Below are 15,349 nucleotides of genomic sequence, written 5' to 3' on the forward strand. Positions count from 1 at the left end.
TCACCGCATTCACCAACACCGGGAGCCGTTATGTTTAACATTGCTTTACTGGGCGCTGGCCGTATCGGCCAGGTACATGCAGCTAACATCGCCACTCACAAAGAGACGACGCTGTGGTCCGTCGTCGACCCTAACCACGAATTCGCCACGCGTCTTGCCACGCAGTATCAGGCCCGCCTGCAGAGCCTCGATGAGGCGATGACTGACCCTAACGTTCACGCGGTGCTGATTGCCTCAGCGACTGACACCCATGCCGATCTGATTGAACTGGCCGCCCGTCACGGCAAGGCCATTTTCTGCGAGAAACCGGTTCATCTGGACCTGGCGCGCGTTCGCGATTGCCTGAAGGTGGTCAAAGAGTATGACGTGCCGCTGTTTATCGGCTTTAACCGTCGTTTCGATCCGCAGTTCCGCCGCGTAAAAACCGACGCTCAGGCCGGACGCATCGGCACGCCGGAATCGCTGGTGATTATCTCCCGCGACCCATCGCCGCCGCCGGCGGAGTATGTGCGCGTATCTGGCGGCATGTTCCGCGACATGACCATCCACGATTTTGATATGGCGCGCTTTATCATGGGTGAAGAACCGGTGTCGGTGTATGCCCAGGGCAGCAACCTGGTTGACCCGGCCATCGGCGCTGCGGGCGATATTGATACCGCCTTTATCGTGCTCAAATACGCCTCCGGCGCGATGGCGACCATCGTCAACAGCCGCCGCTCCGCCTACGGCTACGATCAGCGCCTTGAGCTGCACGGCTCCGAAGGGCTGCTCTGCGCGGGCAATATTCTGGAAAACCAGGTGCAGCACTACGGTCAGAACGGCTGCACCAGCGCGTTGCCGGAACACTTTTTCCTGCAACGTTACCAATCCGCCTACGCCGCGGAATGGGAACACTTTGTCGCCGTCCTGCGCGGCGAGGCGGTTCCTGAATGCAGCGGCGACGATGGTGAACGGGCGCTGTATCTGGCAGATAAAGCGCTGGAGTCGCTGCACAGCCGGCGAGAAGTCTCCCTCTAATAAGACAAATAACTTCCCCTACACAGAGAGACATAACAATGAAAAAGCTGATCTTAGCCGCCCTCATCGCCGTGACATCCGGGGCGGCCATCGCCGATAACGAGCAGATTGTTTTTAGTACGCCGAACCTGGCGATGCCGTTTGAAGTTCACATGCAGCGCACGGCGGTAAAAGCCGCCAAAGAGATGGGCGTCAACCTACAGGTGCTGGACGGGCAGGGCAGTTCGCCTAAGCAGGTCGCTGACCTTGAAAACGCCATCACCCGCGGCGCGCAGGGGTTTATCGTTTCGCCCAATGACGTCAATGCCGTTTCCAGTGCGGTCGATGAGATTCAGGATGCAAAGCTGCCGGTGGTGACCCTCGACCGTTCCGTCGACAGCCAGAAGAAGGTGCCGCATTTTGGCGCTAATAACTACAAAGGCGGCCAGGCCATCGGCGACTTTGTGAAGACCAAATTCCCCAACGGCGCGGACATTATTCTGCTGACCGGGCAGCCAGGCTCGTCGTCCAACATCGAGCGTACCAAAGGTATTCGCGACAGCCTGAAGGCGGGCGGTGATAAGTACAAAATCGTCGCCGATCAGACCGGCAACTGGATGCGTTCTGAAGGGATGCGCATTGTCGAGAGCGTGCTGCCATCGCTGCCGAAGCGCCCGCAGGTGATCCTCTCCGCCAACGACGATATGGCGCTGGGCGCGATTGAAGCGTTGCAGGGCCAGGGCCTGAAGCCGGGCGACGTGCTGGTGACGGGCTTTGACGCGGTGCCGGAAGCGCTGGCGCGCGTGCGCGACGGTTGGATGGCGGTGACGGCGGATCAGCGTCCGGGTTTTGCGGTGCAGACCGCGATGAGCCAACTGGTCGCCAATGTGCGTGAGAAGAAGGCGATCACCGGCGCAGACTACCCGCCGACGCTTATCACCAAAGAAAACCTGCAGCAGGCCGAGCGCATCAACGAGGCCGGTAACTGATTTGTCCTGGGTCGTCGCCACGGCGGCGGCCCACCATGAAGAAGGAGCAGGTCGATGTCGCAACCTTTACTCAACGTCAGCCAACTGGCGAAAAGTTTTTCCGGCGTCTGGGCGCTTTGCAACGCGCAACTGACCGTCGGCACAGGCGAAATTCACGCGCTGTTGGGGGAAAACGGCGCGGGAAAATCCACGCTGCTGAAGGCGCTGGCCGGGGCGCAGCCGCAGACGAGCGGCGAAATCTGGTTTAACGGCGAAACGCTGTCGGTGGAAGACTCGCCGGTGGACCGGCAGAACAAGGGCATTATTACTATTTATCAGGAATTTAACCTGCTGCCCAATATGACCGTCGCGGAAAACATGTTCCTCGGGCGCGAGCCGCGTAAACGTAACCTGATCGTCGATGAAAAGGCGGTCAACCAGGAAGCGCAGGTGATCCTCAACTACCTGCAACTGAACGTCGCGCCGACGACCGCAGTGGCGCGCCTGAGCGTGGCGCAGCAGCAGATGGTGGAGATCGCCCGCGCGCTGACGCTGAACGCCAAACTGATCATCATGGATGAACCATCCGCGGCGCTGAGCGACAGCGAAGTGGACAGCCTGCACCGGGTGGTGCGCGAACTGAAAGGCCGAGGGGTGAGCATCATTTACGTGACCCACCGCCTGCACGAAGTCTTCCAGCTCTGCGATAAATTCACCGTCTTTCAGGATGGCCGTTTTACCGGCACCGGCGCGGTGGCGGATACCACCGTAGAGCAACTGATTCGCCTGATGGTCGGGCGCGACGTGGCGTTCAACCGCCGTCCGGCGAGCGAAACTCACCATGAGGACAAACCCGTACGCCTGGCGGTGAAAGGGCTGTGTCGCGAAAAACCGCCGCTGGATCCGCACGGCATTGCGCTGCATGACATCAGTTTCCACGTTCACACCGGCGAGGTGCTGGGCATCGCCGGGCTGGTGGGCGCCGGGCGTACCGAGGTGGCGCGCTGTCTGTTCGGCGCCGATGGCTTTAGCAGCGGAAGCATAGAGCTTGATGGCGTGCCCTACCAGCCGCGCGATCCGATGCACGCCCTCGATCAGGGCATTGCGCTGGTGCCGGAAGACCGCAAAAAAGAGGGGGCGGTGCTGGGGTTGTCAATTCGCGACAACCTGTCGCTCTCCAGCCTCTCTTCGCTGCTGCGCTGGCGTTATTTCGTGAACACCCGCAAAGAGGATGACCTGATCGAGTCCTACCGCCAGGCGCTGCAGATCAAAATGGTGAACAGCGATCAGGAGGTGCGCAAGCTCTCCGGCGGCAACCAGCAAAAAGTGATCCTCGCGCGCTGTATGGCGCTTAACCCGCGCGTGCTGATCGTGGATGAGCCTACCCGCGGTATTGATGTCGGCACCAAATCAGAAGTGCACCAGGTGCTGTTTGATATGGCGAAGCAGGGCGTGGCGGTGATCGTGATTTCGTCCGACCTGCCGGAGGTGATGGCGGTATCCGATCGCATCATTACCCTCAGCGAAGGCCGGGTGACTGGCGAAATTCACGGCGACGACGCCAGCGAAGAGCGCCTCATGATGATGATGGCCATCAACCACAACGCCCTGAACGCGGCATAACGGAGTTTTCCATGACGCAGATGATGTCCAAAACGCAAACGCCGGTAAAGCGCACCGGACGTATCGATCCGATCGCCTTCTTTGAGCGCTTCGGGGTACTGATCTTTATGATCCTGCTGCTGATTTTCTTTCAGCTGCAGAACAGCAATTTCCTGTCCGAACGTAATATTTTCAACATCCTGACCGAGGTGTCCATCTACGGGATCATGGCGGTAGGGATGACCTTCGTGATTCTGACCGCCGGGATAGACCTCTCTGTCGGCTCCATTCTGGCGGTGTGCGCCATGACCGCGGCCTGGGTCATCAAAGGCGATAACTTTACCACCGTCGACCCCAACGCCTGGGGCGGTCTGAGCTGGCTGATTGGCCTCGGTATCTGTCTGGCGATGGGCACGGTGATTGGTTTCCTGCATGGTCTCGGCGTCACCCGCCTGCGCCTGCCGCCGTTTATCGTCACTCTCGGCGGGATGACCATCTGGCGCGGCCTGACGCTGGTGATTAACGATGGCGCGCCGATTGCCGGCTTTGACGCCGGTTATCGCTGGTGGGGGCGCGGGGAGCTGCTGGGCATCTCCATTCCAATCTGGATCTTTGCGCTGGTGGCGGTCGGCGGTTATCTGGCGCTGCATAAAACCCGCTGGGGGCGCTTTGTGTACGCCATCGGCGGCAACCCGGAGGCGGCGCGGTTGGCGGGGGTGAACGTCAAACGCGTGCTGGTAAGCGTGTATGTGCTGATTGGCTGCCTGGCCGGGCTGGCGGGCTTTATTCTCAGCGCGCGTCTGGGGAGCGCGGAAGCGGTCGCCGGGATCTCGTTTGAGCTGCGTGTGATTGCCTCGGTGGTGATCGGCGGGACGTCGCTGATGGGCGGCTATGGCCGCATTGGCGGCACCATCATCGGTTCGATCATTATGGGCATTCTGATTAACGGGCTGGTGCTGATGAACGTGTCGGCCTACTACCAACAAATTATTACCGGGTTAATTATTGTGCTGGCTGTCGCCTTTGACACCTATGCCAAGAGCCGCCGCGGCGCACTGTGAGGGAACGGATGATGAAAGACGTACGCATTGGGTTAATCGGTACCGGCTATATCGGCAGAGCGCACGCCATTGCCTACGCGCAGGCGCCGACGGTGTTCAACCTGCAAGGCCGACTAGTGCGCGAAATAGTCGCGGAGGTCACGCCGGAGCTGGCGGCGCAGCGGGCGCAGGCCTTTGGTTTTAACCGCGCGACCGGCGACTGGCGCGCGCTGGTCGCCGACCCGAATGTCGATGTGGTGGACATCTGCTCGCCGAACCATCTGCATAAGGAGATGGCGCTGGAGGCGATTCGTCACGGCAAACACGTTTACTCGGAAAAGCCGCTGGCGCTGAGCGCCCACGATGCCCGTGAAATGGTCGAGGCGGCGAAGCGGGCCGGGGTGAAAACGCTGGTCGGTTTCAACTACATGAAGAACCCGACGGCAAAACTGGCGAAAGAGATTATCGCTCGCGGCGAAATCGGCGAGGTTATCCACTTTTACGGCACCCACAACGAAGACTATATGGCCGACCCGCTCGCGCCCATTCACTGGCACTGCTTTAAGGAAACCGCCGGGCTCGGCGCGCTAGGGGACTTAGCCGCGCACATCGTCAACATGGCGCACTACCTGGTCGGCGACATCGAACAGGTCTGCGGCGATTTAAAAATCGTCGTCCCGGAGCGCCCCGCGCACGCCGGTTCATCGCAGAGGGTCGCGGTGGAGAATGAGGACCAGGCGCATGCGATGGTGCGCTTCGCCAGCGGCGCGCAGGGCGTCATTGAAACCTCCCGCGTCGCCTGCGGACGCAAGATGGGGCTGTCGTATGTCATTACCGGCACCAAAGGCGCCATCAGTTTTACCCAGGAGCGGATGGCGGAGTTGCAGCTGTATCTGCATGAGGACCCGGTAAATCGCCAGGGTTTCCGCACGCTGCTGGTAGGGCCAGCACACCCGGAGTATGCCGCTTTTTGCCTTGGGGCAGGACACGGCATCGGCTTTAACGATCAAAAAACGGTGGAAGTTCGCGACCTGGTGGACGGCATCGCTGCCGATGCGCCCATGTGGCCGGATTTCGAAGAGGGCTGGAAGGTGTCGCGGGTGCTTGACGCTATCGCCCTTTCTCACCGCGAAGGCCGCTGGCTGAACGTGATTGACATTGTTTGACGAGGTATCAACGTGGAAAAGCAGTTTGATGTGATATGCATGGGCCGGGTGGCGGTTGACCTCTACAGCCAGCAGATTGGCGCGCGGCTTGAGGATGTGTCGAGTTTTGCCAAATACCCTGGCGGCTCGTCGGGAAACGTCGCCTACGGTACGGCGCGCCAGGGATTGCGCTCATCAATGCTGGCGCGGGTCGGCGACGAACATATGGGGCGTTTCCTGCGCGAGGAGCTCAACCAGGTAGGCTGCGATACCAGCCATCTCATCACCGATAAAGAACGGCTGACGGCGCTGGTGCTGCTCGGGATTAAGGACCGGGACACCTTTCCGCTGATTTTTTACCGCGACAACTGCGCCGATATGGCGATTACCGCAGACGACGTGGACGAAGCGTACATCGCGTCATCCCGCTGCCTGGCGATTACCGGCACGCATCTGTCGCATCCGCAAACCCGCGAGGCGGTGCTGACGGCGCTGGGTTACGCCCGCCGTCACGGCGTACGCACGGTGCTGGATATCGACTACCGCCCGGTGCTGTGGGGACTGACGTCGCTGGGCGACGGCGAAACGCGGTTTATCGCCGCCGACCAGGTGACCCGCGAGCTGCAGGAAGTACTGCACCTGTTCGACGTTATCGTCGGTACTGAAGAGGAGTTTCACATCGCGGGCGGCAGCACTGAGACGCTACAGGCGCTGGCGCAGGTGCGGAACGTGAGCACGGCGACCCTGGTGTGCAAGCGCGGGGCGCTGGGCTGCTCGGTGTATACCGATGCGATTCCGTCCCGGCTTGACGATGGCCTGACCGTTACCGGCGTGCGGGTGGAGGTGCTCAACGTGCTGGGCGCCGGGGATGCGTTTATGTCCGGCTTGTTGCGCGGCTACCTCAACGACGAAGGCTGGGAGCAGGCCTGCCGCTATGCTAACGCCTGCGGCGCGCTGGTGGTATCGCGCCACGGCTGCGCGCCCGCGATGCCGAGTAAAATCGAGCTTGATGATTACCTGTCGCGCGAGCGCGATGTGCCGCGCCCGGATCTCGACCCGCGTCTTAACCACCTGCACCGGGTCACCACCCGCCGCCGCGCGTGGCCGGAGCTGTGCGTGATGGCGTTTGACCACCGCAGCCAGCTTGAGGAGATGGCGATGCAGTGCGGTGCCAGCCTCAAGCGCATACCGACGCTGAAAACGCTGATTCTGCAGGCCAGCCGCGAAGCGGCGCAGCGCGCCGGGCTTGAGGGGAAGGCCGGGCTGTTGTGCGATGGCACCTTCGGCCAGGATGTGCTGAATGCGATAACCGGGGAGGGCTGGTGGATAGGACGGCCTGTCGAGCTGCCGGGCTCAAGACCGCTGGAAATGGAGCACGGCAATATCGGTAGCCAGCTTATCAGTTGGCCGCAGGAGCACGTGGTGAAATGCCTGGTCTTCTTCCACCCGGAGGATGCGCACGGCCTGCGTCTGGAGCAGGAGCAGAAGGTGGCGGAGGTCTACCACGCCTGCTGTCAGTCCGGGCATGAGCTGTTGCTGGAGGTGATTTTACCGGCCGGGATGTCGCGCAGCGACGATCTCTATCTGCGGGCGGTTTCCCGCTTCTACAACTTAGGGATTTACCCCGACTGGTGGAAGCTGCCGCCGCTCTCTTCTGCGGGCTGGATGGCGCTTGGCGAGATTATCGAGCGGCGCGACCCGCACTGTCGCGGCGTGGTCATCCTCGGCCTGGATGCCCCGGCGGAGCAGCTTCGCGCCGGGTTTAACGCGGCGGCCGATCACGCGCTGGTGAAAGGGTTCGCCGTGGGCCGCACGTTGTTTGGCGACGCCTCCCGCGCGTGGCTGAAACATGATATCGATGATGCGCAACTGGTGGCGCGCATTCGGGACAACTACTTGCAGCTTATAGCCTGGTGGCGTGAGCGCGGACAAGCATAATTCAGGAGAAGACTATGGCTGTGCAATTAGGTATTAACCCGCTGACATGGACCAACGACGATCTCCCGTCTCTCGGCGCGGAAACGTCGCTGGAAACCTGCCTGAGCGAAGGTAAAGAGGCCGGATTCGCCGGTTTTGAACTGGGCAATAAATTCCCGCGTGAAGCGCACCTGCTCGGACCGACTCTGCAGCGCCACGACTTGCAACTGGTGTCCGGCTGGTACTCCGGTCGCCTGCTGGAGCGCAGCGTGGAAGACGAAATTGCCGCAGTGCAGCCGCACCTGACGCTGCTGCGCGAGCTGGGCGCGAAAGTGATGGTGTTCGCGGAGGTGACGCACTGCATTCACGGCGAACAGCAGACGCCGGTGCACCTGCGTCCGCGTTTTCCGCAGGCGCGCTGGGCGGAATACGGCGAGAAGCTGACCGCTTTCGCCCGCTACACCCAGCAGCAGGGCGTGCAGATTGCCTACCATCACCATATGGGGACGGTGATTGAGTCCGCTGAGGACGTAGATAACCTGATGCACCATACCGGCGAAGAGGTAGGACTATTGCTGGATACCGGTCATCTGACCTTTGCGGGCGCCAACCCGCTGCAGGTTGCCCAGCGTTGGGCGTCGCGCATTAATCACGTCCACTGCAAAGACGTGCGCGCCGACGTGCTGGCGGAGGTGAAAAACCGGAAAACCAGCTTCCTCGACGCGGTGCTGAGCGGGGTGTTCACCGTGCCGGGCGATGGCTGCGTCAACTATGCGCCGATCATGTCACTGCTAAAAGAGAATCAGTATCAGGGCTGGTTAGTGGTGGAAGCGGAGCAGGATCCGGCTATCGCCCATCCGCTGACCTACGCGCATCTGGGCTATAACAACCTGAACCGTCTGGCGCGTAACGCCGGGCTTATCTGAGGAGGCGATATGTCGCGTTTATTATCGCGCTGGCAGCCGCCGGATGTGCAGGGCCGCACGCAGTCCGTCACGCCGGAGCGGGCGGGCTGGGGGTATGTCGGCTTTGAGGCGTTTGAGCTCAACGAGGGGCAGCAACTGACGCTGCCTGCGGTCAGCGAAGAGCGCTGTCTGGTGCTGGTGGCCGGACGTGCCTCCATCAGCACGCCGACCGCGCGGTTCGCCGATATCGGCGATCGGATGAGCCCGTTCGAGCGGAAAAAACCGTGGGCGGTATACGTCACGCCAGGTGAAACCGTGCAGGTGCAGGCGTTGACCCGGCTTGAGCTGGCGGTGTGCGCCGCGCCAGGTAAAGGCAACTGGCCGACCCGGCTTATCGCGCCGCAGGATATCGATGCCGAGGCTCGGGGTAAGGGAAATAACCAGCGCTATGTGCACAACATTCTGCCGGAGGATAAACCGGCCGACAGCCTGCTGGTGGTGGAGGTGTGGACGAATGAAGGCTGCACCAGTTCGTATCCAAGCCATAAGCACGATACCGACAACCCGCCGCAGGAAACTTACCTTGAGGAGACGTACTATCATCGCCTCAACCCGGAGCAGGGGTTTTGCATGCAGCGGGTGTATACCGACGACCGGGCGCTCGACGAGTGTATGGCGGTGTACAACCGCGACGTGGTGATGGTACCGAAAGGGTATCATCCGGTCGCGACGATGGCGGGCTATGACAGCTATTACCTCAACGTTATGGCCGGGCCGGTACGGCGGTGGATGTTCACCTGGGAAGATGACCACGCGTGGATTAACAAAGACTACCCGCGGCAGTGAGCTGTCGCGTTTATAATGTTCGCCCTTTACCTGCCGGTGAAGGGCGATAAGATCTGCTCAGACCTCTTAAATATTCAGCATCCTGCGGTTCCGGTGTTATCCTTTGTTTTACCAGGTTTTTAACTTATCTCCCGGCTGCATCGATGTACATCTCAACCCGCTTTAAAATTGTTCTTCATTTGTGCGCGTTTCTCGTGGTGCTGTACAGCCTGACGATGATTCCGCCGATGCTGCTGGCGCTGATTGAAAAAGAGCGCAGCCTGTTTGCGTTTTTCTCCACCTTCGTGATTGCCTTTAGCACTGGGATGCTGTGCTGGGCGGCGACCCGTCAGGAAAAGGTCAACCTTGAGACCCGCGACGGGTTTCTGATTATCGTCCTGTTCTGGCTGCTTTTTTCCATTATCAGCGCCATGCCGCTGTGGATGGATGACGGGCTGTCCCTGTCGCTGGCGGACGCGATGTTTGAGGGTGTCTCCGGCATTACCACTACCGGCGCCTCTGTGTTTCACAGCGTGACGCCGTTGCCCAAATCGATACTTTACTACCGCGCCCAGTTGAATTTTGTTGGCGGGTTAGGCGTTATCGTGCTGGCGGTAGCGGTGCTGCCGCTGCTGGGTATCGGGGGAATGAAGCTGTATCAGTCTGAAATGCCAGGGCCGTTTAAAGAGGAGCGCCTGACGCCGCGGCTCGCGGATACGGCGAAGAGCTTGTGGGTAACCTATATGCTGCTTGGTGGCGCCTGTACGATAGCTTACTGGGTTGCCGGCATGACATTTTTCGATGCCTTGTGTCACGGGTTGTCGACCGTTTCGTTAGGGGGATTCTCCACGCGCACTGAGAGTATCGGCTTTTATCAAAGCGACGCGATTGAGCTGGTGGCCGGGGCGTTTTCACTACTGTCGGCGGTCAACTTTACGCTCTATTTTGTCGCTATCACCCGTCGCAGCCTGAAGCCGTTTCGCCGCAATGCGGAGCTGCGCTTTTTTCTCATGATGGTGGCTCTCGTGGTGGCGGTGGTGACCGTGGGGGTCTGGCGGGCGGGAATGTACGACCTGCCGCAGTCGTTTGTTCACGCCTTCTTTCTGACCAGCTCGATGATGACGGACAACGGACTGGCCACGGCGGATTATGCCTCCTGGCCGCGGGATATTATCGTATTGCTGCTGTCCGCGAGCTTTTTTGGCGGCTGCGTGGGGTCAACCTGCGGGGGGATTAAGGCGCTGCGTTTTCTGATCCTGTTTAAGCAAAGCCGCCACGAGATTCACCAACTGGCCCATCCGCGCGCCATTATGAGTATTCGCGTCGGCAAAGCCATCATCAACGACCGCGTACTGCGCTCGGTCTGGAGCTTCTTCTTCCTCTACATCCTGACGACCTGCGCGTTTGTATGGCTGCTTAATTTGCAGGGATACGACCTGCTGACGTCGTTTGCGACGGTGGCGGCGTGTATCAACAACATGGGGCTGGGGTTTGGCGAAACGGCAGCCGGGTTCGCGACATTAAACGATACGTCGAAATACCTGATGTGTGCGGCCATGCTGTTGGGGCGTCTGGAGATCTTTCCGGTGCTTATTCTGTTATCCAGAACCTTCTGGCGCAGCTAGTCGTGGTCAGCGCTGGGCGGACGTGTCGGAGACCTGGCTTGACTCCTGGGCGGCTTTTTTATCCTGATGGTGGTACCAGGCGCCGACAGAGGAATAGACAAAACGTCCAAAGAAGAAGAGAAAGCTGATGAGCAAAATGATCCGGGTCATGCGACTGTTAAATCGGTGTCGTTTTCGCATACTGGTTGCCTGGTTCACAAAGGGTCCTTAAATGATACCCATGACTGGGCGGTACGCACATTAAGGCACAGCCTTGCGGCGGGGTCAATTGTCGGTGATGTAAAATTCCGTCAGAAAAAAGATGACGTAATGTTATATAAAGAATAATTATCTTCGAATCGCCATTCTTTTCATGAGACGAAAAACCAAAAAAGCAGGATTAATCAATCAAGGGGGCGCTTTTGTTGATTTAAGTCAAATGCTATGCCCGGTTGATAATTAAAATTCCTTATCTATTCCGCGCTATCGTAATTTTCGCGGCGATTAACGCAGGTTGGATGCCTGTCTGAATATACCCATCAGGAATTGGGGTATCTGTAGAGCATCTATGCGTTTTACTGAATGGTATAAAAATAACCGTGATAAATGGTGGGGATTACCGCTGGTATTGCCCCTGTTGCTGTTACCGCTTGCCCGCGATACAAATACCTTTGTTCGTCTCGATAATGGGGTCGTCGCGCTCTATTATATGCCCCTGGCGTTACTGCTCAGCATGATGCTTTTTTTCGGCTGGGAGGCGCTGCCCGGTATTGTGCTCGGGGTCTGGTGCGTCATTACCCGGGGGATGAATTTCACCGATTCGCTCGGGGTGACGCTGCATTTTCTTATCCCCATTATTCTCAGTTGGGGCGGCTACCGGGTTTTTGTGCCGCGGCGACACCATGTCTCTCACGGTAACTCGCGGCTGATGGCGCAACGCTTGTTCTGGCAAATGTTTTTCCCGGCGTCGGTATTCCAGATTTTACTGCAGTTTGCGGTTTTTTTCGACATGCTGCCGCCGACGGCGTCAATGGCGGGAATTGCCCCCCTTACGCTGAACAGCCTGATCAACTATCAGTCGCTGCTGGTGGGGTGCCTGACCGGCGTGCCGCTGTGCTACTTTATTATTCGCATTATTCGTAACCCGCTCCACCTCCGCGGGTTTATTTCCCAGTTACGTTTGCAAATAGACAAAAAAGTTTCCGCAGTGGAAATTATTATCTGGGTAATAGTATTGCTGTTCGTCCTGTCATTGCTATTAATGCCAATGACTGACTCAAGCACAATATTTAGCACAAACTACACATTATCTTTACTTCTTCCCGTAATGTTATGGGGTTCGATGCGATTTGGTTATCGATTTATGTCGGTACTCTGGACGTCGATATTGATAATAAGTATTCATTATTATTATCGTTATATCCCTGATTTTGGCGGTAACAGTAATCAGATGGCGATTACCTCGTCGAGTTATCTGGTGTTCTCTTTTATCGTGGTTTATACCTCCATGCTGGCAACCCAGCAGCGCTTAACCCACCAGCGGGTAAAGCGAATGGCGTTTATCGACCCGGTTGTTCATATGCCGAACCTGCGTGCGCTCAGCCGGGTGCTGGCGACCTCGCCGTGGTCGGTGCTCTGCTTCCTGCGTATTCCCGAGCTGGAGGTGCTGGGCCGTCACTACGGCATGATGCTGCGCATTCAGTACAAGCAGACGCTGGCCCAATGGCTGGACGATTTCCTGCAACCAGGCGAGTGCGTTTATCAGCTGTCCGGGCACGACCTCGTCATCCGGTTGAATACCGAGGCGCATCAGAAGCGTGTTGAGGCGCTGGATATTCTGGTGAAAAAGTTTCGCTTCATCTGGGATGGTATGCCGCTGCAGCCGAACGTCGGTATCAGCTACTGCTATGTACGCTCGCCGGTGCAGCATCTGCCGTTGCTGCTGGGGGAACTGAGCACCATTGCGGATCTGTCCCTGACGACCAGCCACCCGGAAAGCCTGCAGCGCAGTAGCGCCATGCGTCTGCAGCAGCGGCTTAAAGACAAAATCGCGATGATGAACCGCCTGCAACTGGCGCTTGAAGAGGACCGTTTTCGCCTGATGGCGCAGCCCATTGTGGGTATTCGCGGCGATGACTATTACGAGATCCTTCTGCGTATGGTCGGCGAACAGGGGGAGCTTATCGGTCCGGCGGAGTTCCTGCCTGTGGCGCACGAGTTCGGCCTTTCGTCGCGCATTGATATGTGGGTCGTCGAACATACGCTGCGCTTTATGAACGCGCACCGTGACGTCCTGCCGGGGCTGCGCTTGTCAATCAACCTGTCGCCGTCATCGGTGTGCAACACCCATTTTCCGCGCAGCGTCGAAACACTATTAGAAACCTATCACGTCGAAGCCTGGCAACTGATTTTTGAGATAACCGAAAGTCAGTCGTTGAACCACCCGGCGCAGGCTTACCTGACGCTGGAACAGCTGCATCAGCTCGGGTGTCGTATCGCCATTGACGATTTTGGCACCGGCTACGCCAGCTATGCGCGGCTCAAAGAGGTCAATGCCGATATTCTGAAGATTGACGGCAGCTTTATTCGTAACCTGGCGAGCAGCAGCCTCGATCACCAGATAGTGACCTCGATTTGCCATCTGGCGCGGATGAAGAAGATGCAGGTGGTGGCGGAGTATGTCGAAACCGAAGAGATGCGCACAGCCGCCATTGCGCTGGGCATCGATTATCTGCAGGGGTATGGCATTGGCAAACCAGCGCCGCTGGAGACGCTGGTTGCCGTGGATGCGCCGATGAAATCAGGCAGCGGCGATATCTGGTGACGCTTCTTCGGTGATTTTCAGCAGCCAGCCGGTGACGCCTTGCCAGTACAGCTGTTCTTTTTCGAGATCCAGCAGCACCAGCGCGTTCTGGCTGAACCAGTCGTGCGGGAAGATGAGCGTCCAGTGGTGGGCTTCCATCTTCAGCGTCAGCTTCGGCGGCGTGGTGGTCGCCTGGCGTTGGTTGTTGAGCAGCACGCCCAGACGCAGCAGCTGAATCATCGGCAGGAACTGCTTTTTCTTAAACAGGGTGAAGCGGGGCAGTTCATCGAGCTTAATGGCTTTACGATGGTAGCGTACGAGCGTCGCCATCAGCATCTGCTGTTCCTGATTAAAGCCCGGCAGGTCGCTGTTTTGCAGGATGTACGCCGAATGGCGGTGCATACCGCTGTGGTTGATGTTAAGTCCCACTTCATGCAGCATCGCCGCCCATTTCAGCAGAGCCGCCAGTTGCGGATTCGCCAGTTTCGGGTTCTGCTCGACCCACTGCTCGTACATCTGCGTGGTGGTTTCCAGCACCCGCCGCGCCTGTTCGCGATCGATATTGTACTGGCTGGCCAGACTTTGCGCCGTCCGGCTGCGAATATCGTCGTGGCGGAAACGGCCTTCCATTTCATACAGCACGCCTTCGCGCAGCGCGCCGTCCGACAACCGCAGTTCTTTAATCGACAGCGCGTCAAATACGCCGCAGAGGATCGAAAGCCCGGGAACAAACACCGCCTGGCGGTCTTCGGACAGGCCCGGCAGACTGAGGGCGTCGAACGACTTGAACTTCAGTACCTCTTCGACCACGCGATCCAGCCGTTCCGGGGTAATGATGCCGTCTTTTTCGCCCAGTTCGATCAGCACTTCGTGGACGGCCTTAATGGTGCCGGAGGCGCCTAACGCGACGTTCCAGCCCTGAATGCGGTACTGCCAGGCGAGGGTTTCCAGCTTCTGCACAGCGGCCAGGCGGGCGCGCTGGAAGTTCTCTTTGCTGATAACGCGCCCGGCGAAAAAGAGCTGGGCAAAGCTGACGCAGCCCATGCGGCGGCTTTCGACCAGTTGCGGCTCAAAATCCTCGCCAATCACAAGCTCCGTTGAGCCGCCGCCGATATCAATAACCAGCTTGCGGCCTTTTTCCGGCTGTGTATGCTCGACGCCCATAAAAATCAGGCGCGCTTCTTCGTTGCCGGAGATAATCTCGATGGGGTAGGGAATAATCTTCTCCGCCCGCTTGAGGAACTCCTGCGCATTCAGCGCCTGGCGTAGGGTGTGGGTACCGACGATACACACGCTGGAGGCCGAAAACCCCTGCAGACGTTCGGCAAACAGCGACAGGCAGCTTAGCCCGCGCTCCATCGCCTCTTCGCTGAGCATGTTGTTTTCGTTCAGGCCATCCGCCAGATGCACGCGCTGTTTCAGGCGACCAATTATCTGCATCGCGCCATCAACGACGCGTGCAATCACCATATGAAAGCTGTTCGATCCCAGATCTATCGCAGCGATTTCCTGCGGTCGCGGTGTTTTATTTTTTATGGGCATAG

Annotated in this window: 12 protein-coding genes; 10 read left to right on the forward strand and 2 right to left on the reverse strand. The window is 58.6% G+C overall.

Going from position 1 to position 15,349, the window contains the following annotated elements; all coding sequences use genetic code 11:
• Positions 1-30 precede the first annotated feature (30 nt).
• The 9 genes from iolG (at position 31) to JO226_RS13840 (ending at position 11,023) form a co-directional block, all read left to right on the forward strand.
• A complete protein-coding gene (gene iolG, locus JO226_RS13800; RefSeq protein ID WP_293593052.1) occupies positions 31-1,017 on the forward strand; it encodes an inositol 2-dehydrogenase in 987 nt (328 codons plus the stop codon).
• Positions 1,018-1,055: 38 nt separating this feature from the next.
• Positions 1,056-1,985, forward strand: coding sequence for a sugar ABC transporter substrate-binding protein (locus JO226_RS13805; protein WP_293593054.1), 930 nt, complete (start codon positions 1,056-1,058; stop codon positions 1,983-1,985).
• A 54-nt stretch (positions 1,986-2,039) separates the two neighbouring features.
• A complete protein-coding gene (locus JO226_RS13810) occupies positions 2,040-3,587 on the forward strand; it encodes a sugar ABC transporter ATP-binding protein (protein WP_293593056.1) in 1,548 nt (515 codons plus the stop codon).
• A gap of 11 nt (positions 3,588-3,598) precedes the next feature.
• Entirely contained in the window at positions 3,599-4,627 is a 1,029-nt protein-coding gene (locus JO226_RS13815) for an ABC transporter permease (RefSeq protein WP_293593058.1), read from the forward strand.
• Positions 4,628-4,638: 11 nt separating this feature from the next.
• Positions 4,639-5,772 carry a Gfo/Idh/MocA family oxidoreductase gene (locus JO226_RS13820; protein WP_293593100.1) on the forward strand — a complete coding sequence of 378 codons (1,134 nt, stop codon included), beginning with the start codon at positions 4,639-4,641 and terminating at the stop codon, positions 5,770-5,772.
• Between the two features lie 12 nt (positions 5,773-5,784).
• A complete protein-coding gene (gene iolC, locus JO226_RS13825; RefSeq protein ID WP_293593060.1) occupies positions 5,785-7,689 on the forward strand; it encodes a 5-dehydro-2-deoxygluconokinase in 1,905 nt (634 codons plus the stop codon).
• Positions 7,690-7,703: 14 nt separating this feature from the next.
• Positions 7,704-8,594, forward strand: coding sequence for a myo-inosose-2 dehydratase (gene iolE, locus JO226_RS13830; RefSeq protein ID WP_293593062.1), 891 nt, complete (start codon positions 7,704-7,706; stop codon positions 8,592-8,594).
• Positions 8,595-8,603: 9 nt separating this feature from the next.
• Positions 8,604-9,419, forward strand: coding sequence for a 5-deoxy-glucuronate isomerase (iolB, locus tag JO226_RS13835; protein WP_293593064.1), 816 nt, complete (start codon positions 8,604-8,606; stop codon positions 9,417-9,419).
• A gap of 143 nt (positions 9,420-9,562) precedes the next feature.
• Complete coding sequence (locus JO226_RS13840; RefSeq protein WP_293593066.1) at positions 9,563-11,023, forward strand: TrkH family potassium uptake protein; 1,461 nt, start codon at positions 9,563-9,565, stop codon at positions 11,021-11,023.
• A gap of 6 nt (positions 11,024-11,029) precedes the next feature.
• Here the strand turns inward: JO226_RS13840 and JO226_RS13845 are convergent, their stop codons facing one another.
• Complete coding sequence (locus JO226_RS13845; RefSeq protein ID WP_293593068.1) at positions 11,030-11,221, reverse strand: YfgG family protein; 192 nt, start codon at positions 11,219-11,221, stop codon at positions 11,030-11,032.
• 349 nt (positions 11,222-11,570) lie between these two features.
• Here JO226_RS13845 and JO226_RS13850 point away from each other — a divergent pair, with 349 nt between their 5' ends.
• Positions 11,571-13,826: a sensor domain-containing phosphodiesterase gene (locus JO226_RS13850; protein ID WP_293593070.1), complete on the forward strand. Its 2,256-nt coding sequence runs from the start codon at positions 11,571-11,573 to the stop codon at positions 13,824-13,826.
• Here the strand turns inward: JO226_RS13850 and ppx are convergent.
• Complete coding sequence (gene ppx, locus JO226_RS13855) at positions 13,803-15,347, reverse strand: exopolyphosphatase (RefSeq protein ID WP_293593072.1); 1,545 nt, start codon at positions 15,345-15,347, stop codon at positions 13,803-13,805. The two genes, JO226_RS13850 and ppx, sit on opposite strands and share 24 nt — an antisense overlap.
• Between the last annotated feature and the right edge of the window lie 2 nt (positions 15,348-15,349).

The sequence above is a fragment of the Pluralibacter sp. genome (assembly GCF_019237635.1).
Taxonomy (GTDB): Bacteria; Pseudomonadota; Gammaproteobacteria; order Enterobacterales; family Enterobacteriaceae; genus Enterobacter_B.